Source organism: Streptomyces sp. NPDC056231, assembly GCF_048270745.1.
Taxonomy (GTDB): domain Bacteria; phylum Actinomycetota; class Actinomycetes; order Streptomycetales; family Streptomycetaceae; genus Streptomyces.
The window spans coordinates 3,634-25,537 of the sequence record NZ_JBLVKW010000097.1 but is presented as its reverse complement, the minus strand read 5'-3'; the positions used below and the strand labels follow the sequence as shown (position 1 = coordinate 25,537).

Here is a 21,904-nt window from a genome sequence, read left to right as displayed (position 1 = left end):
GATGTGTATAAGAGACAGGCCGGATCCGGCAGGGGCTCACTCGCGCATGAGGGCCCGCCGTCAGGCCGGGCGCACGCTGCCGTAGATCGGCATGTAGTAGATCGACTCCTCGCGGACGTTCGCCCCCGGCTTCGGGGCGTGGATCATCATGCCGTCGCCCTTGTAGATGCCGACGTGGCTGATGTCGTTGTAGAAGAAGACGAGGTCGCCCGGCTGCAGGTCGGCCGTGGCTATCCGGGTGCCGGTCTTCACCTGATCCCAGGTGGTGCGGGGGATGTCGACACCCGCCGCCTTCCAGGCGGCCTGGGTCAGTCCCGAGCAGTCGTACGAGGAGGGGCCCGTCGCTCCCCAGACGTACGGCTTGCCGATCTGGGCGCGGGCGAAGGCGAGAACCTTCTCGGCCTTCGAGGTGGCGCTGGTGTTCGAGCCGGTCCCGGTTCCCGAGCCCGTCCCCGTGCCGCCGGTGGAGCCGGTGGAGCCGGTGGAGCCGGCCTGCTTCGCCGCCTCCTCGGCCTTGCGGTCCGCCTCGGCCTTGGCGGCGGCCTGCCGGCGGGCGAGTTCCTCCGCCTTGCGCTTGGCCTCCGCCTCCTTCTCGCGCTCCAGCGCCGCCAGCCGCGCCTTCTCCTCGGCCGTCAGCTTCGACAGCATCGCGCGCGCCTCGCCCAGCTTCTGCTGGACGGATTGTTTGCTGGTCCGGAGCGTGGCCTGGGACTCGGTGAGCGTCTCCAGGCTCTGCACCGCCTCGGTGCGCTTCTTCGCCGCTGCCGCCTGCTGCGTACGGAAGTCCGTGACCGCCTTCTGCTGCTGGGCGGTCATCCGGTTCATCAGCTGGTTCTGGTCGAAGTACGACTGCGGGTCGTTGGCCAGGAAGAAGGTGGCGGTCGGGGCGATGGAGCCGGTGCGGTACTGCGCGGCCGCGTAGTTGCCGAGCGTCCTGCGTGCCTCGTTCAGCTTGTCGGCGCGCTCGGCCACGTCCTTCAGCAGGGTGTCCACCTTGCCGCGCTGCGTGGCGGAGGCCTCCTTCGCCTTGTTGTACTGCTGGGTCGCGGTGCCCGCCTGCCGGTAGAGGTCGTCGACCTTCTTCTGTACGTCCTCGATGCTGGGCTTGGGTGCGCTCGGAGCGGCCATGGCGCTCTGGGTCGACAGGAGGGTCACCCCTGCCAGTGCGGCCGTCGTGAGCCCGACGGCGGGGGTGGTGGTGCGTACCCGGCTGCGCGGTTTGCGATGCGATGCCAAAGCCATCGTCTCCTTCCGTGGACCGCCTACCGGGTTAGCTGTCGGGTTCGGGCGGAACGGAAGGCTGCCCTACGGTCCAAGTCGGGATACAGACCGATTCACCCCGGTTCTACCTATGGGTCCCCGGTTCCGAACTCCCTGCGGGCAGCCCGGATTCGGCGGGGGAGCCCGCTCGGCGTGGTTCGCCTCAGGGGGTACGGGCCGCCCGACGGGGCACGCTAGCTAACCGTGGTGCTGCTGTGAAGGTTGATGTTCGATATGCCCGATACGTTTTCGTGACCTTGGTGAAGAGATGTCGAAGGAGGCGGCCCGGACCCCGATTTCCTCACGCGGCGTGGGTGGGTGTTCTCCGTGTGTAGGCGCCTTCCGGTCGCGCTTCTCCAAGCGGCCGCAGAGTGTCGGTGCGTCGCCCTAGACTCGTGAGGCGATGAGCAGCCTCTTTGACGACAGTTTCCTGGCCGGCCTCCAGCACTCGGAGGAAGAACCCCCGCCGCCCCCCGAGGACTCCGCACCCGAAGCGGTGCCGGAGGACCTCTTCGCGGGCGTGTTCGACGCGCCCCCGCCGCCTCGGGACGCGTACTACCGGGACGGCGCTCACCGCCCCGCCATCGACTCCGCCGCCCTGCTCGACGGGCTGAACACCGAGCAGCGCGCCGCGGTCGTGCACGCCGGATCGCCGCTGCTCATCGTCGCCGGCGCGGGCTCCGGCAAGACCCGGGTGCTCACCCACCGCATCGCCCACCTGCTGGCCGAGCGCGGCGTGCACCCCGGCCAGATCCTGGCGATCACCTTCACCAACAAGGCCGCCGGCGAGATGAAGGAGCGCGTCGAGCAGCTCGTCGGACCGCGCGCCAACGCCATGTGGGTCATGACGTTCCACAGCGCGTGCGTCCGGATCCTGCGCCGCGAGTCGAAGCGGCTCGGCTTCACCTCGTCGTTCTCGATCTACGACGCGGCCGACTCCAAGCGGCTGATGGCCCTGGTCTGCCGCGATCTGGACCTCGACCCGAAGCGCTTCCCGCCGAAGTCGTTCACGGCCAAGGTCTCGAACCTGAAGAACGAGCTGATCGACGAGGAGACCTTCGCCGGCCAGGCCGCGGACGGCTTCGAGAAGACGCTCGCCCAGGCGTACGCGATGTACCAGTCCCGGCTGCGCGAGGCCAACGCACTGGACTTCGACGACATCATCATGACGACGGTCCATCTGCTCCAGGCGTTCCCCGACGTCGCCGAGCACTACCGCCGCCGCTTCCGGCACGTCCTTGTCGACGAGTACCAGGACACCAACCACGCGCAGTACACGCTCGTACGCGAACTGGTCGGCCCGGCCGGAGACGCCGACGCCCCCGCCGAGCTCTGCGTCGTGGGTGACGCCGACCAGTCGATCTACGCCTTCCGCGGCGCGACGATCCGCAACATCCTCCAGTTCGAGGAGGACTACCCGAACGCGACGACGATCCTGCTGGAGCAGAACTACCGCTCCACCCAGACGATCCTCTCGGCCGCCAACGCGGTCATCGAGCGCAACGAGAGCCGCCGCCCCAAGAACCTCTGGACGAAGGCGGGCGAGGGCGCCCGGATCACCGGCTACGTCGCGGACACCGAGCACGACGAGGCGCAGTTCGTCGCCGACGAGATCGACCGGCTGACCGACGCGGGCGACGCGAAGGCCGGCGACGTCGCGATCTTCTACCGGACGAACGCGCAGTCCCGCGTCTTCGAGGAGATCTTCATCCGCGTCGGCCTGCCCTACAAGGTCGTCGGCGGCGTGCGCTTCTACGAGCGCAAGGAGGTCCGGGACATCCTTGCCTACCTCCGGGTCCTCGCCAACCCCGAGGACACCGTTCCGTTGCGCCGCATCCTCAACGTGCCCAAGCGCGGTATCGGCGACCGTGCCGAGGCGATGATCGACGCCCTGTCGCTGCGCGAGAAGATCACGTTCCCGCAGGCACTGCGCCGCGTCGACGAGGCGTACGGCATGGCGGCCCGCTCGGCCAACGCAGTCAAGCGGTTCAACACGCTGATGGACGAACTGCGCACGATCGTCGAGTCCGGCGCGGGCCCCGCCGTTGTGCTGGAAGCAGTGCTGGAACGGACCGGCTATCTCGCCGAGCTCCAGGCGTCCACCGACCCGCAGGACGAGACGCGCATGGAGAACCTTCAGGAGCTCGCCGCCGTCGCGCTCGAATTCGAGCAGGAGCGGGGGGAGTCCGCCGGGGAAGAAGGCGCAGGCACGGGCACACTTGCCGAGTTCCTGGAGAAGGTCGCGCTCGTCGCCGACTCCGACCAGATCCCCGACGAGGACGAGGACGGCTCCGGCGTCATCACGCTGATGACGCTGCACACGGCCAAGGGGCTCGAATTCCCGGTGGTCTTCCTGACCGGCATGGAGGACGGCGTCTTCCCGCACATGCGTGCCCTGGGACAGGTCAAGGAGCTGGAGGAGGAGCGGCGCCTCGCGTACGTCGGGATCACCCGTGCCCGTGAGCGGCTCTACCTGACGCGGGCGGCGATGCGCAGTGCGTGGGGTCAGCCCTCGTACAACCCGCCGTCGCGGTTCCTGGAGGAGATCCCGGACCAGCACCTGGAGTGGAAGCGGACCGGGCCGATGGCGGCCCCGGCCGGACCCACGTCGGGGATCACGTCGTCGCTGTCCTCGTCACGCGCCCGCTCGGGCCCCTCGGGCTTCGCGACCCGGCGCACCTCGGACAAGCCGACGGTCACGCTGGCGGTCGGGGACCGGGTCACGCACGACCAGTTCGGGCTCGGCACGGTGACGGCGGTCGAGGGGATCGGCGACCAGGCGAAGGCGACGGTCGACTTCGGGGACGAGCGGCCGAAGAAGCTGCTGCTGCGGTACGCGCCGGTGGAGAAGCTCTAGGGCGAGTTTCGGAAGTGGCGTCGTCCGCCCGTAGGTCGTGCCGGACGCCGCCTGGCGGACGGGGCTTTCGAAACACGCCCCCCGTCCCGCCCCGGAGCGGACGGGGCGGGCGCGGGTGTCCGCCCCCTGTCGGCGGGTGGGGCCTGCGCCGTGGCGGGCTCGGCTGCTCAGGACGGGTCGAGGCCGTGGCTGCGGAGCCAGGGCAGCGGGTCTATGGCCGCTCCGCCACCGGGCCGGACCTCGAAGTGCAGGTGCGGGCCGGTGGAGTTGCCGGAATTCCCGGAGTAGGCGATGACGTCACCGGCCTTGACCGGGCCCGAGCGGATCCTGGTGCTGCTGAGGTGGCAGTACCAGGTCTCGGTGCCGTCGGCCGTGGTGACGATGGCCATGTTCCCGTAGGCGCTGTTCCACTGAGTGCGTACGGTGCCGTCGGTCGCGGCCATCACCGGAGTGCCGTACGAGACGGGGAAGTCGATGCCCGTGTGCACGGACATCCAGTTGACGCCCGCCTGGCCGAAGTATGCGCTGAGGCCGTGCTGCTGGACCGGCAGCAGGAACTTGGGCCGCAGCGCCTCTTTCCGGGCGGCCTCCTCCTCGCGCTTCTTCTTCTCGGCGGCCTGCCGCTCCCTCAGGTCGATGCGCTCCTGGGTGCGGCTGGCGCGGTCGGCGAAGTTCGCGGCGTCGGCGCTGACGTTGGCGATCTGGGTGTCGAGCTTGTTGTTGGCGTCGACCGGCTTGACGCTGCCGGGGTCGGCGGCCGCCATCGACATGGTGTCGTCCTTGGTGTCCCCGCCGCTGCCGAGTCCGCCGACGGAGGCGGCGGCGATACCGGCGACGCTCATCACGCAGGCGGAGGGGACGGCGACGGTGAGAAGAGCGGAACGCTTGACGGGGGTACGGCGTCGGCTCCGGCTGCCACCGCGGGTGACGGAACGGCTCGCAGGGCGGGGGATGCCGACGGGGTGGTGCACCGCGTGGTCTGCCCGGTCTGCCGCGTCGTCCGAATCGGCGTCGAGGTCCGGGTCCACGTCGACGGCGCCGAACTCGGAGGTCGCGGTGATGTCCGTGGGCTCCGCGGTCCCGGCCGGCGGGTAGGGCTCGTACGGAGCGTAGGAACCCTGGTCCTCGTACACCTCGTACGCGGCCTGTTCGGGTTCGTACGACTCGTGCGCGGTGTGCACGGTTTGCTGTTCGTGCCCGGGCGTGGCGCCGGTGTTCCAGGCTGTGGCGTCGTACGCGCCGGTGTCGTAGGCAGCCGTCCCGGCCGTCGCCCACTGGCCGTTCTGGTTCCAGCCATTGGTGTCCCACTCGCCCGAGGTGTCCGGAGCGCCGCCCTGCGCGGGGATGCCCGGGGCTTCCGGCATCCAGGTCGCGGTGGCGTCGTACTGCTGCGGGTGCTGGGTCCCGTACGCGGCGTAGGGGCCGTACGCGGCGGTCTGATGTGCGCCGGTGTCCCACTGGGCGGAGTCGTACTGGCCGCTGTGCCCGGCCTGCCCGGTGTCGTAGCCGCTGCTGTAGCCGGTGGTGTCGTACGTGCCGTCGTAGCTCCCCGGGAGGGAACCGAAGAGCGGGTCGCTGCTGTAGCTGCCCGTGGGGTGGCTGTCGAAACCGACATGCCCGGCGTAGGGGTGCTGGTCGTTCACCAACTTCTCTCTCGCCTCGGCAGCAGGACCTGGGTCTGGGGACCCGGTGGGGGAATCCCAGGGGAAAGCAGTGGCCGCGACTGTACCCGGCAGTACGTGACGGCGACAATCTTCGTCAGGTCCTGGGTTCGCAGGAAACGGGCAATCGGCCGTCTTTCGGCGGGCTGTGCACAGACCCTTGGCCTTATGTTCGAAATATGTTCCATTTCTGGGCGTGCTCCGGGCGGCCCTGGCGCCCGGGGTGTGCCCCGGTACGGCGTGGCGGCCTTGCGCCAGTGAGGGGCTCCGGTCCTTCAGGCCACCGAGGCGGCCCCCGTGATGCCGGTGGCCGATTCCGGGGACTCCAGGGCCTGCCGGATGCCGGCGGCGACCGCCGGGTGGACCGGCAGCGCGAGGTGGCCGATCCCGGTGACGCGCACGTTCAGCGCATCGAGGTCCGGATGGTCGATGCAGGCCGCCTCGGCCGGGACGATCACCTGGTCCAGCTCGCTCCAGAAGCTCACGAACCGGGTGCGGCAGCCGGGCGCGGGGCGGCGCAGCTCCTCGATCGGGGCGGAACCGCTGCGCATCTGGCGCACGATCGGGTGCGCACTGGCCACCGGGGCGACGGCGGTCCCGCCGTGCGGGGTGCCGAGCGTGACCAGGGTGCGGACCCGTCGGTCACCGCCGAGTCGCTGTACGTAATAGCGGGCGATCAGGCCACCGAGGCTGTGGCCGACGATGTCGACCTCGTGGTGACCGGTGCGGGCGCAGATCTCCTCGACGTGCCGGCCGAGAAGTTCGGCGGCCGTGCGGATGTCACAGGTCAGCGGTGAGTAGTTGAGGGACTCCAGATGGTGCCAGCCGTGCCGGGCGAGGGAACGGCGCAGTAGGACGAAGACGGAGCGGTTGTCGATGAAGCCGTGCAGGAGCACGACGGGCCGCCGCTCGAGGCTCTCGGCGGGCAGGGCCCGGGCTCCGGCCGGCACGGTGGGCGGCTGTTCGGCCGGGGGCGTCGCGTCACGCCGCTCCCCGGTCATGCCGGAGGGGTAGATGAGCACGTGCCCGACGAGCACGACCAGCTCCAGCGCGGTGGCTCTCAGCAGTGCCGATGGCAGCCAGGTGCGGCGCAGACACGGCTGGCGCAGCCGTAGCGGATGAAAAGGCAGGACCTTCATGGCCGACCTCCTGCTTCGGCGCACGGGAGGCGGCTCAAGTCCCCGTATGCCCTCATGGGGCGCCGTGGCAGAGGTGCGGGTGGCTGGTCGGACCACCGTGTCGACGGGCCGTACCACCGTGCCGTGCGGCTGACGGCGCGGTGGTACGGCGACCTCGTTGCGGCTCCCCTTGCCTCCGTGGCCCGCGCGGCAGGTGTGCCGCGTGATGCGGGAACGGGGCCTGGCGAACATGTCCCAGGTGTGATTTCCCCCTCCCGACCCACCGCGAAACGGCGGGTTGCGGGATGCTGTGGATAACGTTCGTTCACATCCCCGGCCCTTTCCGGCACGGGAGACGCATGTGGAGGCAGTGATGGGTGTGACCGGTCCGATCCGTGTGGTGGTGGCCAAGCCGGGCCTGGACGGCCATGATCGCGGGGCCAAGGTGATCGCGCGGGCGCTGCGCGACGCCGGTATGGAGGTCATCTACACCGGCCTCCACCAGACGCCCGAACAGATCGTGGACACCGCGATCCAGGAGGACGCCGACGCGATCGGCCTCTCGATCCTCTCCGGTGCGCACAACACGCTCTTCGCCAAGGTGATCGAGCTCCTGAAGGAGCGCGAGGCGGAGGACATCAAGGTCTTCGGTGGCGGCATCATCCCCGAGGCGGACATCGCGCCGCTGAAGGAGCAGGGCGTCGCGGCGATCTTCACCCCGGGTGCGACGACGGGCTCGATCGTCGACTGGGTGAACGCCAACGTCCGCCAGTCCGCAGACGCCTGACCCGGGCGGGCCGGGGCGCCCGTCCGCCCGGTGCCCTGTGTCCTCAATCGCCTGCCCGGTGCGAGACCGAGTCCGTCGAAGGGGGCCCATGCCCTGGAGACCATGGGGAGATTGAGGACACAGCACGGCGCGGGCCGCGCCACCGCCGTCGGCGCCATCGCGCCCCCTAGGGGGCGTCCGGCATCAGCTCCACCTCCATCACCGCGCGCAGTCGCAGGGTGGAGACCAGACGCCGGAACGCCTCCGACCAGTAGCCGGCGGCTCCCGGCGACGCGCCCTCCGGCTCGTCCGGTGTCGCGGTGAGGACCTCCAGGCGGTCCGCCTCCGCCGGGTTCAGGCAACGCTCGGCGAGGCCCATCACGCCGCTGAAGCTCCATGGGTAACTCCCCGCGTCGCGGGCGATGTCGAGTGCATCGACGACCGATCTGCCCAGCGGCTCCGCCCAGGGAATCGCGCAGACCCCCAGGAGCTGGAACGCCTCGGACAGCCCGTGCGCGGCAATGAAGTCGGCCACCCATGCGGCCCGTTCGGCATCGGGCAGTGTGGCGAGGAGTTTGGAGCGCTCGGCGAGCGAAGCCGTGCCGGGGCCGTTCGACGGGGGTACAGAGGGGGCGCCCAGCAGCGCGCGGCCCCACTCCGGGGCCCGCTGCCGCACCGCGGCCCGGCACCACGCCGCGTGCAGTTCCTCACCCCAGCCGTCGGCGACGGGCAGCGCGACGATCTCCTGCGCCGTACGCCCGCCGAACCGCGCCGGCCAGGTGGACAGTGGGGTCGACTCCACCAACTGGCCCAGCCACCAAGACCGTTCGCCCCGGCCGGACGGCGGCGTCGCGACCACGCCGTCGCGCTGCATCTCCGCATCGCATTCATGCGGTGCCTCCACGGCGATGGACGCGGAACTGGCCGTCAGGTCCGGGTTCACACACGACGCCGCACGGGCCGCCATCCGCCCGGCCAGCGCCGACTCCGGCAGCGCGGACAGCAGCTCGGCGGCCGTCGCGCGGACATTGCGGCTGCGGTCGGAGAGCGCCTGCTCCAGGAACGGTTCGTCCGCACCGGACAGCCCGGTACGCAGCGAGTCCACGAACATCAGCCGGTCCTCGGCACGCTCCGTCGGCCACGTGCTGGTCAGCAGCGCGAGCGCGCTCGCCGGATCATGCGCGCGTACCGCCCCGAGCACGGCGACACGCTCGGCGAACAAGCCCTCCTCCCACAGCCTGCGCACCGTCTCCGGGTCCGTCACCTCGGGGCGCGGCGCGCCGCCGGCCGAGCCGCGCAGCGCGAACTTCCACTCGGGGTTCAGCCGGGCCAGCCACATCCCGCGCGGACCTGCGAACGCCAGGGCCTGCGGCCGCAGGTCGGTACGGGCGCGGGCCGCGTCCAACAGCGCCGGGAGCAGCGCCGCCGGAGCCCGGTAGCCGTGCAGACCGGCTGTGGCCAGCCACTGCGGGATCAGCTCAGTGAGATCCGGCGCCGCACCGCGCCGGCCGCCCGCACTGCCCGGCGCCGACCGGTCGGCGAGCAGCTGGGCGAGTCTGCGCCGCGCGGCCGGCGGCAGGGGCGGCCGGGGATCGGCGGGCGCCGTCCCCGGCCGCTCGGCCGCGGGCGCGGGCAGCAGTCCGGCTCTGTGCCGCACGGTCTGCAGCGCCGCCACGTTCAGGAGCGCGGCCGGCCCCCCATCGCCGCCCGCCGTTGACGGTCGGCGATCGGTGCCGAGCAACGCCGAGGTGACGAGTTCTTCCCATGGGGTGGTTGTACTGGGCATCGGTCCTCCTCCAGGGATCAGATGAGCGGTACGGTCTCGGCCGCACCGCCGTCGGAGCCATCGGCCCAGGCGGCGAGCGGGTCGAAGCCGCGGTGGCCGCATTCGCCGAACACCGTGACGGGCGCGCCGCCGGACAGCGCGACGAGCTTCCACAGGCCCGGCCGGGACAGCGCCGACGGGACGACGGGCAGGGCCGTACCTCCTGTGGCGTCCGCCAGTTGCCAGCCGTCGCCCAAGGGCACCGGTATGACCTCACGCAGCGTCGCCGGCCAGGACTCCAGCCAGGGGTCGTCCCGCAAGGCGTGCCCGTATGCGGCGACCGCGGCCGCGGTCGTGGAGCCCCGAGGGGGAGTGCCGGACGGCACCGGCGCACCGAACTGCGCGCCCAGCTCCACCCGTAGCTGCCCGGCCCCCTGATACGGCGTGAGTTCGGCGTCGAGCGTGACGCCCACCGGCAGGGCCTGCCCGGGGGAGCGTCCGGCCGCTCCGAAGGACAGCAGCAGCGCGGTGCGGCCCGAGTCCTTTCCGTACAGCCAGATCCGACGCGTGACGATCCTGCCGTCCGGGGTGTCGTACTGGGCGAGGACCAGCCACCGGTCACGGACCGGAAGGCCGTCGGCGGGGGATGTCAGCCCCACCCGCGTACGGACCGTCGCGGCCAGCGGCTCCGGCAGCCGGTCGATGCCCAGCCAGGCGGTGTCCAGCAGATGCAGCAGCGCGCACTCCTGCAGCAACCGCGCCGGCCAGCCGGGGCCGGACGCCGGGATCGCCCCCAACTCACGGACCCGGCCCGCAAGTCCCGGCGCCTGTGCGTCGACCATGCGGGCCGCCGTCTCCTCCCACAGCCCGTACCCCGACTGGTCGGCCGCCGCCAGACCTCCGCGCACCAGGTCCAGCAGCCGCTGCTCCAACTCCTGTGCACCGCCGGTGATCCGCCCGGCCCGCCGCTCGGCGCGCCGCCGGGCGGCCTCCGGGTCGGCCGGAGACGCCGCGGCGCCACTCGCGCCTCCCTCCGGCTGCGCCTTCGCCGCCGCGCGTCCGCGCCGGCCGTCGAGCCACTCCCCGGCCCAGTCCGGCACCTCCGCCGGCCCGAGCACCGCCTCGTCCGACGCCCAGAGCAGTAGCAGACCCAGGGCGTGCTTGCACGGGAACTTCCGGCTGGGGCAACTGCACTTGTACGCGGAGCCCGTCGTATCGACCACCGTCCGGTACGGCGTGCTTCCGCTCCCCTGGCACAGACCCCACACCGCGCCCGACTCGTCGCGGCCCGCACCGGACCACGGCCCGGCCGAACCGAGCTTGCCTCCCGCCCTGCGTGATGACTCGTCAGGAGCGAGGGCCAGCACCTGCTCCACCGTCCAGCGCGCCACCGGAGCAGCGGTGCGCAAGGGTTCTCCCCCGTGAGATAGCAGCATGGGAACGACGGTAGAACGCACCACTGACAATCACTCTGACCTGCCATTTCGTCGCCGCGCAAGCAGCTTGACTTTACTTTTCCTTTGCGATTCGCTGCAGGTACCGACCTGTGAATCCGGGGTATCGACCGATGAGCCACATCGTCCGCGACATCCGCAACTTCCCTGACGTCCGCACCATCCGGACTGCCGTCTCCGCAGCCGTCGTCCTCGGACTCGCCGTGAGCCTCGGGGCCTGCTCCGAGGCCGTCGATCAGGTGGACAAGGCCGTGGACGAGACGTACGAAGTCACCTACGAGGTCACCGGTACGAGCGTCGACGAGATCCAGTTCCACGCGGGCGGGGGCCAGGCCATGGATCCGGAGATCGAGACGGTCAAGTCCCCGGCCCTGCCGTGGCGGAAGACCGTCACACTGCGCGGCATCATGCCGCCCGCCGTCATGCCGATCGCCCTGGACGAGAACGGGGCCGACGTCGCCTGCTCGATCACGTACAAGGGCAAGGTCATCAAGAAGGCCAATGGCGAGGGGCTCATCACCGCCGGAGGCTGCGTCGCGGTCTCGCCGGTGGCCGGCTGAACGCCCCGCCCGTAGCCACTGACAATCGGCCCTGACCGCAGGTCAGGGCCGATTGTCAGTGGCGTGGTGCACGGTGGGAACCACATCCGGTCGACCGATCTGGAGGGGGATCCATGACCGTGTCCGAAACCACCGCAGGCGTCGGCGCAGCAGCTCTGCGCCCGCATGCCGAGGACGCTTTCGCCGACGAGCTGAAGGCGCTCGCCGCAGCCGACGACCGTCCGCGTCCCGCCCGATGGAAGCTGTCCCCGTGGGCAGTTGCCACCTATCTCCTCGGCGGCGTGCTGGCGGACGGGACGGTGATCACACCCAAGTACGTGGGGCCGCGCCGTCTCGTCGAGGTCGCCGTGACCACACTTGCCACCGACCGGGCGCTGCTGCTCCTCGGCGTTCCCGGCACCGCCAAGACCTGGGTCTCCGAGCACCTCGCGGCCGCCGTCAGCGGTGACTCGACGCTGCTCGTCCAGGGCACGGCGGGCACCCCGGAGGAAGCCGTCCGCTACGGGTGGAACTACGCGCAGCTGCTGGCGCACGGCCCCAGCCGCGACGCACTGGTGCCCAGCCCTCTGATGCGTGCCATGTCCGAGGGCATGACCGCGCGGATCGAGGAGCTCACCCGTATCCCCGCCGATGTGCAGGACTCGCTCATCACGATCCTGTCGGAGAAGACGCTCCCGGTCCCCGAACTGGGCCAGGAGGTCCAGGCGGTCCGCGGTTTCAACGTCATCGCCACCGCCAACGACCGCGACCGCGGGGTCAACGAGCTGTCCAGCGCCCTGCGCCGCCGGTTCAACACGGTCGTGCTGCCGCTGCCCGCCACGCCCGACGCCGAGGTCGACATCGTGTCCCGGCGCGTCGACCAGATGGGGCGCTCGCTCGACCTGCCGTCCGCCCCCGACGGCATGGCCGAGATCCGACGAGTGGTCACGGTCTTCCGTGAACTGCGCGACGGCATCACGACGGACGGGCGCACCAAGCTCAAGTCCCCGTCAGGCACGCTGTCCACGGCCGAGGCGATCTCCGTCGTCACCAACGGCCTGGCGCTCGCGGCCCACTTCGGCGACGGAGTGCTGCGTCCCGGCGATGTCGCGGCCGGCATTCTCGGCGCGGTGGTCCGGGATCCGGCGGCGGACCGGGTGGTCTGGCAGGAGTACCTGGAGACCGTGGTCCGGGAGCGGGACGGTTGGAAGGACTTCTACCGCGCCTGCCGCGAGGTCTCCGTATGACCGGGGCCGCGCCTGCCGCCGGGCCGCTGCTGCTCGGGGTCCGGCACCACGGGCCCGGCTCCGCCCGCGCGGTCCGTGCCACGCTGGAGGCCGCTCTTCCGAAAGCGGTCCTCATCGAGGGGCCGCCCGAGGGCGACGCACTCCTGCCGCTCGCCGCCGACGAGCAGATGCGGCCACCCGTCGCGCTGCTCGCTCACGCTGTGGACGATCCGGGGCGGGCGGCGTTCTGGCCGCTGGCCGAGTTCTCGCCCGAGTGGGTCGCGATCCGCTGGGCGCTGGGCCACGACGTCCCGGTCCGCTTCATCGACCTGCCCGCGGCGCATTCCCTGGCCATGACCGATTCTCCGGACGGGAGCGACGACCAGGAGCGGGGAGCTGAGGAAGCCGCCCCGGCCGACGCGGTCGCCGCACCACCGGTCGACCCGATCGGCGCCCTTGCCGAAGCCGCCGGATACGACGACCCGGAGCGCTGGTGGGAGGACATCGTCGAACACCGCGCACCGAACGGTGAACTCGCCGACCCTCGTGCCCCGTTCGCCGCGCTCGGCGAGGCGATGACGGCGGTGCGTGAGGTGTACGGGGACGGCGGGCATCCCCGCGACGCCGTCCGCGAGGCATACATGCGGATCCAGCTGCGGGCCGCGCGCAAGGAGTTCGGGGACGACATCGCCGTCGTCTGCGGCGCCTGGCACGTGCCCGCGCTCGGCGCGCGGACGACCGTCGCCGCCGACCGGGCCCTCATCAAGGGACTGCCCAAGGTGAAGGCCGAGCTGACATGGGTGCCCTGGACCCATCGCCGGCTCGCCCGGCACAGCGGATACGGGGCGGGCATCGACTCGCCCGGCTGGTACGGACACCTTTTCGCCGCCCCCGACCGTCCCGTCGAGCGGTGGATGACCAAGGTCGCCGGACTCCTTCGCGACGAGGACCGGTTCGTGTCCTCCGCCCATGTCATCGAGGCCGTCCGGCTCGCCGGGACCCTCGCGGCGATGCGCGGCCGCCCGCTCGCCGGACTGGACGAGACGACAGACGCGATCCGGGCGGTGATGTGCGAGGGCTCCGACGTGCCGCTCGCGCTCGTCCGGGACCGGCTCATCGTCGGCGAGACGCTCGGCGAGGTGCCGGACACCGCCCCGGCCGTACCGCTGCAGCGCGACCTCACCCGGCTCCAGCGCACCCTGCGGATCAAACCGGAGTCCCAGGAACGGGAGTTGGAGCTCGACCTCCGCAAGGACACCGACGCGTCCCGCAGCCGCCTGCTGCACCGCCTGCGGCTCCTCGCCGTCGGCTGGGGCGAACCGGCCACCGGGCGGGGGAGCACCGGCACCTTCCGGGAGACCTGGCGGCTGCACTGGGAGCCCGAGCTGCACGTACGCGTCGCGGAGGCCGGGGTCTGGGGCACCACCGTCCTCTCCGCCGCGACCGCCAAGGCCGAATCGGAGGCCGTATCGGCGACCGCCCTCGCCGAGGTCACCGCGCTCGCCGAGCACTGTCTCCTCGCCGAACTGCCCGAGGCACTGCCCGTGGTGATGCGGGCCCTCGCCGACCGCGCCGCGCTCGACGCAGACGTCGGCCACCTCGCCGACGCCCTGCCCGCCCTCGCCCGCACCCTGCGGTACGGGGACGTCCGGTCCACGGACACCGCGGCGCTCGGCGAGGTCGCGGCCGGGCTCGCCGAGCGGATCTGCGTCGGACTGCCGCCCGCCTGCACCGGGCTCGACGCCGACGGCGCCGCCGAACTGCGCCGCAAGGTGGACGGCGTCCACACCGCGATCGGGCTGCTCGCCGGAACCGTACCGGCGGACGGCCTCCGTGACCGCTGGGCCGCCGTGCTGCACAAGCTGGCTGTCCGGGACACAGTCGCGGGCGTCATCCGCGGCCGCTCGACGCGGCTGCTCCTCGACGACGGGCGGCTCGAAGAGGACGACGCGGCACGGCTGATGGGCCTCGCCCTCTCGCCCGGCACACCCCCGGCCGACGCGGCGGCCTGGATCGAGGGGTTCGTCGGCGGGGCCGACGGGGGCGGCATGCTCCTTGTCCACGACGAGCGGCTGCTCGGCCTGGTCGACGCCTGGCTGGCCGGTGTCCCCGCCGACACGTTCACCGATGTGCTCCCGCTGCTGCGCCGCACCTTCTCGGCGTACGAAGCAGGCGTACGGCGCACGCTCGGCGAGCTCGTACGACGCGGTCCGGCCGCCGGGGCACCGGCCGCGACCGCCGCCGGTACGGCGGTACCCGGCTTCGCGCCCGGCCTCGACGAGGCGCGGGCGGACGCGGTGGTGCCGGTGCTGCGACTGCTGCTGGGACTGGACGCCGAGGGCGCCGACAACGCCATGGAACCGCTGGGGGCAACAGGATGACGACGGTCACGGAATCAGGCACGGACGCGGAGCGGCCGGGCGCCGCCGGGCGGGGCGCGGCGCAGGACGAACGGCTCCGGCGGTGGCGCATGGTGCTGGGCGCGGACAGCGCCGAATCCACCGGGTGCACCCTGACCGGACAGGACGCCGCGATGGACGGTGCGCTGAACGCGCTGTACGGCGGCGGGGGCAGGGCCGGCGGCCGCGGCGGCACCGAGCGCTCGGCCGGACTCGGGGCCTCCGCCCCGTCCGTCGCCCGCTGGCTCGGCGACATCCGCACGTACTTCCCCAGCTCCGTCGTCCAGGTCATGCAGCGCGACGCGATCGACCGGCTCGGTCTCTCCGCGCTGCTGCTGGAGCCGGAGATGCTGGAGGCCGTCGAGGCGGACGTCCACCTGGTCGGAACGCTCCTCTCGCTCAACAAGGCGATGCCCGAGACGACGAAGGAGACGGCACGAGCCGTCGTACGCAAGGTGGTCGACGACCTGGAGAAGCGGCTCGCCACCCGCACCCGGGCCACGCTGACCGGCGCACTCGACCGCTCGGCGAGGATCAGCCGGCCGCGGCACCACGACATCGACTGGGACCGCACCATCCGGGCCAACCTCAAGAACTATCTCCTGCTTCCTGGCGGGGACGGGGCCGGCACGGTCGTCCCCGAGCGGCTCATCGGCTACGGACGCGCCGCGCAGGCGGTGAAGAAGGACGTCGTCCTCTGCATCGACCAGTCGGGGTCGATGGCCGCCTCCGTCGTCTACGCCTCCGTCTTCGGCGCGGTGCTCGCCTCCATGCGTACGTTGCGGACCAGGCTCGTCGTCTTCGACACGGCTGTGGTCGACCTCACCGAGCAGCTCGACGACCCCGTCGACGTACTCTTCGGCACCCAGCTCGGCGGCGGCACGGACATCAACCGGGCGCTCGCCTACTGCCAGTCCCAGATCACTCGGCCCGCCGACACCGTCGTGGTTCTCATCAGCGACCTCTACGAAGGCGGCATCCGCAACGAAATGCTGAAGCGGGTGGCGGCGATGAAGGCGTCCGGCGTGCAGTTCGTGACCCTGCTCGCCCTGTCCGACGAGGGCGCGCCCGCCTATGACCGCGAGCACGCGGCGGCGCTCGGCGCGCTCGGAGCACCGGCCTTCGCGTGCACCCCGGACCTCTTTCCGGAGGTGATGGCGGCGGCACTGGAGAAGAGGCCGCTGCCCGTACCGGACAAGGAGACCCATCAGTAACAACGGACTCGCGTCGGCCCCGGAAGGTCGTCGAGCACGCGGCGCACGGAGCGGCGGACCGGACCCGATCGCTCCTGCCTGTCCGAGCGACGCGGTGGCCGCCTTCACCGCTCCGGAGTATCCGGCCCGGGAGATCTGAGACCCCTCGCAGCGCCGAGTGCTGCACCCGGCCCGCGGTCGGGCGGATCCCCGCCGTGTCCGGACCACCGCGTCCCGACCGTGGGCTCCGCCCGGGCACCGACCGCCCACGCTCCACCGGCGCGGCCCATGCCGCGTCGTCCACTGCGACCCGGCCGCCGGGGCGATCTGTGACCGTAATCACCGCCCAGGTGCGATCTGCGATTTAGGGTCATGCGGAGCTCGGGGATAACCTGCGAGATGGACATGCCGCGTACTCGGTAACCGTGTGCGCCTTCCTTGTGACCGAGCAGTCACGTTGCCTCTCGCGGCACGCCCACGCTGAAAACGAACCGCGAGACCACTGAAAAGGGACGGACGCGCGTGGACCTGTTCGAGTACCAGGCGAGGGACCTCTTCGCCAAGCACGGTGTACCGGTGCTGGCCGGTGAAGTCATTGACACGCCTGAGGCAGCCCGCGAGGCGACCGAGCGGCTGGGCGGCAAGTCTGTCGTCAAGGCGCAGGTGAAGGTCGGCGGCCGCGGCAAGGCCGGCGGCGTCAAGCTGGCCGCCACCCCCGACGAGGCGGTCGCCCGGGCGACCGACATTCTCGGCATGGACATCAAGGGCCACACGGTCCACAAGGTGATGATCGCCGAGACCGCGCCGGAGATTCTTGAGGAGTACTACGTCTCGTACCTCCTCGACCGCACCAACCGCACCTTCCTGGCCATGGCCTCGGTGCAGGGCGGCATGGACATCGAGGAGGTCGCGGAGAAGACCCCCGAGGCCCTCGCGAAGGTCCCGGTCGACTCCAACACCGGTGTCACGATCGAGAAGGCCCGCGAGATCGTCGCCCAGGCGAAGTTCCCGGCCGAGGTGGCCGAGAAGGTCGCCGAGGTCATGGTGACGCTGTGGGACACCTTCGTCGCCGAGGACGCACTCCTCGTCGAGGTCAACCCGCTCGCCAAGGTCGCCTCCGGCGACGTCCTGGCGCTGGACGGCAAGGTGTCTCTCGACGAGAACGCCGACTTCCGTCAGCCCGGCCACGAGGCCCTCGAGGACAAGGACGCAGCCAACCCGCTCGAGGCTGCCGCCAAGGCCAAGAACCTCAACTACGTCAAGCTCGACGGCGAGGTCGGCATCATCGGCAACGGTGCCGGTCTGGTCATGTCGACCCTGGACGTCGTCGCGTACGCCGGTGAGAACCACGGCAACGTGAAGCCCGCCAACTTCCTCGACATCGGTGGCGGCGCCTCCGCAGAGGTCATGGCGAACGGCCTGGAGATCATCCTCGGCGACCCGGACGTCAAGTCCGTTTTCGTCAACGTCTTCGGTGGCATCACCGCTTGCGACGAGGTCGCCAACGGCATCGTCCAGGCTCTGGCGCTGCTCAAGAGCAAGGGCGAAGAGGTCACCAAGCCGCTGGTTGTGCGCCTCGACGGCAACAACGCGGAGCTGGGTCGCAAGATCCTTTCCGACGCCAACCACCCGCTGGTGCAGCGTGTGGACACCATGGACGGCGCGGCCGACAAGGCCGCCGAGCTCGCCGCGGCTGCGAAGTAAGGGACGAGGGACTCCAACACCATGGCTATCTTCCTCACCAAGGACAGCAAGGTCATCGTCCAGGGGATGACCGGTGCGACCGGCATGAAGCACACCAAGCTCATGCTGGGCGACGGCACCAACATCGTCGGCGGCGTGAACCCGCGCAAGGCCGGCACGACCGTCGACTTCGACGGCACCGAGGTACCCGTCTTCGGCTCCGTCGCCGAGGCGATGGAGAAGACCGGCGCCGACGTGTCCGTCCTCTTCGTGCCGCCGGCCTTCGCGAAGGCCGCCGTCGTCGAGGCGATCGACGCCGAGATCCCCCTCGCCGTCGTGATCACCGAGGGCATCGCCGTCCACGACTCGGCCGCCTTCTGGGCGTACGCCGGTTCGAAGGGCAACAAGACCCGGATCATCGGCCCGAACTGCCCCGGCCTGATCACCCCCGGCCAGTCCAACGCCGGCATCATCCCGGGCGACATCACCAAGCCCGGCCGCATCGGTCTCGTGTCGAAGTCCGGCACGCTGACCTACCAGATGATGTACGAGCTCCGTGACATCGGCTTCTCGTCCGCCGTCGGCATCGGTGGCGACCCGGTCATCGGTACGACGCACATCGACGCCCTCGCGGCGTTCGAGGCCGACCCCGAGACCGACCTGATCGTCATGATCGGCGAGATCGGCGGCGACGCCGAGGAGCGTGCGGCGGACTTCATCGCGAAGAACGTCACCAAGCCGGTCGTCGGTTACGTCGCGGGCTTCACCGCCCCCGAGGGCAAGACCATGGGCCACGCGGGCGCCATCGTCTCCGGCTCGTCCGGCACCGCCCAGGCGAAGAAGGAGGCCCTCGAGGCCGCCGGCGTCAAGGTCGGCAAGACGCCGACCGAGACCGCCAAGCTGGCGCGCGAGATCCTCGGCGCCTGATCACCTCTTCGCGGGACTGCCTCCGCACAGACGGCGCGGGCCCGTACCCCTCCCCGGGGTACGGGCCCGCGCCGTTTCCTGTGCGCCGGCCGGCGCGCGCTGGAGTCACTTGAGGTCCGGTACCAGCCGCGCCGGGCCACGGACGAGCTCTTCGCGGAGCTTCTTCTGCAGCGTGAGGTCCTGGGGGGTCAGCCTCTGAGGACCGCTGCGGGGCGGCACGCCGCCGACCCGCTCGGCGGGCGGACTCCCGTACTGCGCCGGAGACGTCACCATGGTGATCAGTGCGATCCCGGCGATCAGGGCCGTCAGGGCAATGGCCGCCCGCGTCCAGAGTCTGGCCTTGTGCTCGCTTCCGTCACGGATCGCATGGGCCGTGGGCATCGCGGCCACCGGCTGAGTGAGGGCGAGCGCGCCCAGTTGCTCCTGCAGCAGCGCCGACTGCCCGGCGGGCCATGAGGTTTCCGCCAGCTCGGGCACCTGCTCGGCCACCGCGGCACGCGCGTTCCTCAGCCGGCTCGCAGTCGCCGGGGTGCTTGCCTCCGTCTCCGCGGCGGTCTCCGGCAGGTCCAGGCCGACACCGTCGTAGAGCAGCAGGGTGCGACGGTAGGACGGCGGCAGGTCGAGCAGCGCCTCGAGCAGGGCGCCCGAGCCGGGGGCGGCGGGCGGCGGGTCGGGGTGGCGGTGCGCCCGGCGCAGCTGGTGCCAGGGCGACACCGCGTACTCGTATGCGGCCGCCCGTACCCAGCCCGCGGGGTCCCGGTCCACCGCGACCTCGGGCCAGCGCTGCCAGGCCTGCTCGAAGGCCCGCTCGACGGCCTCCCTGGAGAGGTTCCGGCGCCCGGTCAGCAGGAACGTCTGGCGGAAGAGTGCGGCGGCGTTCTTCGAGTACAGGGCATCGAATGCCTCGGCGGGTGTGATGGCGGGTACGGGGGCGCCCTGCCGGTTGCCGGCCGACGGCTCGTCCGTCTGCGCCGTTTCCGCCGCTCCCGCTGACGTTCCTGCTGCTGCCGGTGCCGGGGACGACGACGGCTTCGTCAGGCCGGCCGACTTGCCGCGGGCGCCCGAAGGGGGGCTTTCCGAGGTGCCCCGCGCCTCCGTGCCGCCCGTGCCGATCAGCTTCGCGTACGCCACACGCTTCCGTCCCCGGGGGCTGGCGCGGCCCGCCTCCCAGGACCGGACCGTGGCCGGGGTGACGCCGACGGCCGCAGCGACCTGCTCCTCACTCAATGACTTCGCCTCACGCAGTCGGCGCAGTTCCTTCGGGGAGGGCAGAGGGAAGGAGGCCGTGTCGGTGGCGCCCTGGGTCATGAGGACCCCCCGGCAGGCCGCCACGGGATGGAAAGGTGCATAACCGTATATTGGGCGACACAGCGGCTAATCGCCCGTTACACGGATTAAGTGCGTGTCGTTGGGAGCATTGCGGTGTGATCCACAAGACCGAACGCACCCCATCGCTCTCGGTAGAGCAGGGAAGGACCGCCGTACTGGCATCCGCCTTTGTGCGGGGGGTGCTCGCCGCGGGGCTCGGACTCGGCTCGCTCGCCGTTCTCGCCCTGGTGGTGTGGATCAGTTCCCCGGCCGCTGACGGAGGCCCCGGCGGGGCCCTCCACGCGGCGGCCGGGATCTGGCTGCTGGCACACGGCGCGGCACTCGTCAGGACCGACACCCTCGGCGGTGCCCCCGCCCCCGTCGGCATCGTCCCGTTGTTGCTCACCGGGGTGCTGGTGTGGCTGGTGCACCGGGCCGCCCGCGACGTGATGGAGCCGGACGAGGGGCGCACTCCGCCGTCGGGCGCGAGCGCCTTCTGCCTGGTGACGGCGGGATATCTGCTGGTCGCAGCGGCGATCGCCCTTTATGCGAAGGGCGGGCCGATGTTCGCGCAGCCGGGCTCGCTCCTGTTCCCGATGGCTCCCGTGGTGGCGGGTGGGGCAGCCGCCGGGGTGTGGGCGGCGGCCGGGCGCCCGATCGGGCCGCCGCCGGCCCGGGCGCCGGAGCGGCTGCGCGAGGCGCCGGCACGGTCGCGGTTCGTGGAGCGGGCGGACGCGGTGCTCCGGTCGGCGGTGGCCGGGACGGCGGTGCTGCTGGGTGGCGGGGCGCTGCTGGTCGCGGTGGCCCTGGTGTGGCATGAGCAGCTGGTTCGGGACTCGTTCCTCGGGCTGTCCGGCGACTGGGCGGGCCGGGCCGCGGTCCTGCTGCTGGCGCTGGTGCTCGTGCCGAACGCGGCCATGTGGGGTGCCGCGTACGGGATGGGGCCAGGATTCGCCCTCGGTACGGCGTCCACGGTCACCCCGCTCGCCTTCACCGGGCGACCGGCCCTGCCGAACTTCCCGCTGCTGGCGGCGGTCCCCGCCCACGGAACCGGAACGGCTCCGAACTGGGCGGCCGCGGCGGTACCGGTCGCGGCCGGGGTGGCGATCGCCTGGTTCACGGCACGGAGGGCAGCGCCCGCCCGTGGTGTGGGGGAGCAGCCGGCGTGGGGCCTGTGGGGGACCGCGCTGACGGCTGCCCTGGCCGCGCTGGGATGCGGCGCCTGCACGGCGGTGCTGGCCGCGGCGGCGGGCGGTCCGCTGGGGACCGGGGCGCTGGCGGAGTTCGGCCCGGTGTGGTGGCTGACCGGGGCGGTGGCGGTGGCGTGGACGGCACTGCTCGGTGTGCCGGGGGCGCTGCTGCTGAGGGCGTGGCGTCTGCGGGGGCCCGGCGGCGAGGGGGGCAACGGCGAGGCGGCTGCCGGCCCGGAGCCCGGAACCGGGGCTGCGGCTGGAGCGGGCTCCGTACAGCCGTCCGCGACCGCGCCTGTTTCCGTGCCCACCCCCACACCCGCCTCCGGGTTCCGCAACGAGGACCACGCGGGCCGGGACGCGTACGACTTCCTGCCGACCGATCCGTGGCGCGGGCAAGCGGTTGAGGATTCCTCCTGGGCCCCGCTCCTGACGGAGCCGGAAACGCCGTCGGCCCGGCCTCCGGAGGGCCGGGCGGCGGGGGGGGGGGGGGGGAAGGGGTGGGCGTGTGGCCGCAAAAAAGCCCCCCCCGGGGGGGGGGGGGATAGGTTGGGGGCC

At 71.8% G+C, this 21,904-nt stretch carries 15 protein-coding genes and 1 riboswitch; of the genes, 9 read left to right on the top strand and 6 right to left on the bottom strand.

The window, feature by feature from the left end; genetic code table 11:
- Nucleotides 1-60: 60 nt before the first annotated feature.
- Nucleotides 61-1,236: an NlpC/P60 family protein gene (locus ACNPQM_RS38780; protein WP_418087650.1), complete on the bottom strand. Its 1,176-nt coding sequence runs from the start codon at nucleotides 1,234-1,236 to the stop codon at nucleotides 61-63.
- Between the two features lie 7 nt (nucleotides 1,237-1,243).
- A riboswitch (cyclic di-AMP (ydaO/yuaA leader) is annotated at nucleotides 1,244-1,407 on the bottom strand.
- Between the two features lie 256 nt (nucleotides 1,408-1,663).
- Here ACNPQM_RS38780 and pcrA point away from each other — a divergent pair.
- Nucleotides 1,664-4,117 (top strand): DNA helicase PcrA, encoded by a 2,454-nt coding sequence (gene pcrA, locus ACNPQM_RS38775; RefSeq protein ID WP_358863020.1) that lies wholly within the window; start codon nucleotides 1,664-1,666, stop codon nucleotides 4,115-4,117.
- Nucleotides 4,118-4,284: 167 nt separating this feature from the next.
- Here pcrA and ACNPQM_RS38770 read toward each other — a convergent pair whose 3' ends face one another.
- Nucleotides 4,285-5,760, bottom strand: a complete 1,476-nt coding sequence (locus ACNPQM_RS38770) for a M23 family metallopeptidase (protein WP_418087649.1) — start codon at nucleotides 5,758-5,760, stop codon at nucleotides 4,285-4,287.
- 293 nt (nucleotides 5,761-6,053) lie between these two features.
- The gene (locus ACNPQM_RS38765; protein WP_358863018.1) at nucleotides 6,054-6,917 is read right to left on the bottom strand and encodes an esterase/lipase family protein; all 864 of its coding nucleotides are present in this window, start codon (nucleotides 6,915-6,917) and stop codon (nucleotides 6,054-6,056) included.
- Nucleotides 6,918-7,269: 352 nt separating this feature from the next.
- Between ACNPQM_RS38765 and ACNPQM_RS38760 the strand changes: the two genes are divergently transcribed.
- The gene (locus ACNPQM_RS38760) at nucleotides 7,270-7,683 is read left to right on the top strand and encodes a cobalamin B12-binding domain-containing protein (protein WP_358863017.1); all 414 of its coding nucleotides are present in this window, start codon (nucleotides 7,270-7,272) and stop codon (nucleotides 7,681-7,683) included.
- A 166-nt stretch (nucleotides 7,684-7,849) separates the two neighbouring features.
- Here ACNPQM_RS38760 and ACNPQM_RS38755 read toward each other — a convergent pair whose 3' ends face one another.
- The gene (locus ACNPQM_RS38755; RefSeq protein ID WP_418087648.1) at nucleotides 7,850-9,448 is read right to left on the bottom strand and encodes a DUF5691 domain-containing protein; all 1,599 of its coding nucleotides are present in this window, start codon (nucleotides 9,446-9,448) and stop codon (nucleotides 7,850-7,852) included.
- A 17-nt stretch (nucleotides 9,449-9,465) separates the two neighbouring features.
- Nucleotides 9,466-10,863, bottom strand: a complete 1,398-nt coding sequence (locus tag ACNPQM_RS38750; protein ID WP_418087647.1) for an SWIM zinc finger family protein — start codon at nucleotides 10,861-10,863, stop codon at nucleotides 9,466-9,468.
- A 131-nt stretch (nucleotides 10,864-10,994) separates the two neighbouring features.
- On the opposite strand from ACNPQM_RS38750, the gene ACNPQM_RS38745 reads away from it, so the two are divergent.
- The 6 genes from ACNPQM_RS38745 to sucD all read left to right on the top strand — a co-directional run bounded on the left by ACNPQM_RS38745 (nucleotide 10,995) and on the right by sucD (nucleotide 18,848).
- Nucleotides 10,995-11,441 (top strand): hypothetical protein, encoded by a 447-nt coding sequence (locus tag ACNPQM_RS38745; RefSeq protein ID WP_358862983.1) that lies wholly within the window; start codon nucleotides 10,995-10,997, stop codon nucleotides 11,439-11,441.
- A 113-nt stretch (nucleotides 11,442-11,554) separates the two neighbouring features.
- Complete coding sequence (locus ACNPQM_RS38740) at nucleotides 11,555-12,667, top strand: ATP-binding protein (protein WP_358862982.1); 1,113 nt, start codon at nucleotides 11,555-11,557, stop codon at nucleotides 12,665-12,667.
- The gene (locus tag ACNPQM_RS38735) at nucleotides 12,664-15,027 is read left to right on the top strand and encodes a DUF5682 family protein (RefSeq protein ID WP_418087646.1); all 2,364 of its coding nucleotides are present in this window, start codon (nucleotides 12,664-12,666) and stop codon (nucleotides 15,025-15,027) included. Before ACNPQM_RS38740 ends, ACNPQM_RS38735 begins: the two co-directional genes overlap by 4 nt.
- Nucleotides 15,024-16,259 carry a VWA domain-containing protein gene (locus ACNPQM_RS38730; RefSeq protein WP_418087645.1) on the top strand — a complete coding sequence of 412 codons (1,236 nt, stop codon included), beginning with the start codon at nucleotides 15,024-15,026 and terminating at the stop codon, nucleotides 16,257-16,259. The genes ACNPQM_RS38735 and ACNPQM_RS38730 overlap by 4 nt, the downstream gene beginning before the upstream one ends.
- A 501-nt stretch (nucleotides 16,260-16,760) precedes the next feature.
- Entirely contained in the window at nucleotides 16,761-17,942 is a 1,182-nt protein-coding gene (gene sucC, locus ACNPQM_RS38725; protein ID WP_358862980.1) for an ADP-forming succinate--CoA ligase subunit beta, read from the top strand.
- A 21-nt stretch (nucleotides 17,943-17,963) separates the two neighbouring features.
- Nucleotides 17,964-18,848: a succinate--CoA ligase subunit alpha gene (gene sucD, locus ACNPQM_RS38720; RefSeq protein WP_114246183.1), complete on the top strand. Its 885-nt coding sequence runs from the start codon at nucleotides 17,964-17,966 to the stop codon at nucleotides 18,846-18,848.
- 105 nt (nucleotides 18,849-18,953) lie between these two features.
- Here the strand turns inward: sucD and ACNPQM_RS38715 are convergent, their stop codons facing one another.
- Nucleotides 18,954-20,156 carry a helix-turn-helix domain-containing protein gene (locus tag ACNPQM_RS38715; protein ID WP_418087644.1) on the bottom strand — a complete coding sequence of 401 codons (1,203 nt, stop codon included), beginning with the start codon at nucleotides 20,154-20,156 and terminating at the stop codon, nucleotides 18,954-18,956.
- A gap of 116 nt (nucleotides 20,157-20,272) precedes the next feature.
- Here ACNPQM_RS38715 and ACNPQM_RS38710 point away from each other — a divergent pair.
- Nucleotides 20,273-21,904, top strand: a 1,632-nt coding sequence (locus ACNPQM_RS38710) for a DUF6350 family protein (protein WP_418087643.1), incomplete at its 3' end; no start/stop codon positions are given.

What these genes read in the sequence shown, in the direction of transcription:
- ACNPQM_RS38730 (WP_418087645.1), top strand. Translation starts at nt 15,024, where the DNA reads ATGACGACGGTCACGGAATCAGGCACGGACGCGGAGCGGCCGGGCGCC.
- ACNPQM_RS38760 (WP_358863017.1), top strand. Translation starts at nt 7,270, where the DNA reads ATGGGTGTGACCGGTCCGATCCGTGTGGTGGTGGCCAAGCCGGGCCTG.
- pcrA (WP_358863020.1), top strand. Translation starts at nt 1,664, where the DNA reads ATGAGCAGCCTCTTTGACGACAGTTTCCTGGCCGGCCTCCAGCACTCG.
- ACNPQM_RS38755 (WP_418087648.1), bottom strand. Translation starts at nt 9,448, where the DNA reads ATGCCCAGTACAACCACCCCATGGGAAGAACTCGTCACCTCGGCGTTG.
- ACNPQM_RS38715 (WP_418087644.1), bottom strand. Translation starts at nt 20,156, where the DNA reads ATGACCCAGGGCGCCACCGACACGGCCTCCTTCCCTCTGCCCTCCCCG.
- ACNPQM_RS38735 (WP_418087646.1), top strand. Translation starts at nt 12,664, where the DNA reads ATGACCGGGGCCGCGCCTGCCGCCGGGCCGCTGCTGCTCGGGGTCCGG.
- ACNPQM_RS38750 (WP_418087647.1), bottom strand. Translation starts at nt 10,863, where the DNA reads ATGCTGCTATCTCACGGGGGAGAACCCTTGCGCACCGCTGCTCCGGTG.
- ACNPQM_RS38745 (WP_358862983.1), top strand. Translation starts at nt 10,995, where the DNA reads ATGAGCCACATCGTCCGCGACATCCGCAACTTCCCTGACGTCCGCACC.
- ACNPQM_RS38765 (WP_358863018.1), bottom strand. Translation starts at nt 6,917, where the DNA reads ATGAAGGTCCTGCCTTTTCATCCGCTACGGCTGCGCCAGCCGTGTCTG.
- sucD (WP_114246183.1), top strand. Translation starts at nt 17,964, where the DNA reads ATGGCTATCTTCCTCACCAAGGACAGCAAGGTCATCGTCCAGGGGATG.
- ACNPQM_RS38740 (WP_358862982.1), top strand. Translation starts at nt 11,555, where the DNA reads ATGACCGTGTCCGAAACCACCGCAGGCGTCGGCGCAGCAGCTCTGCGC.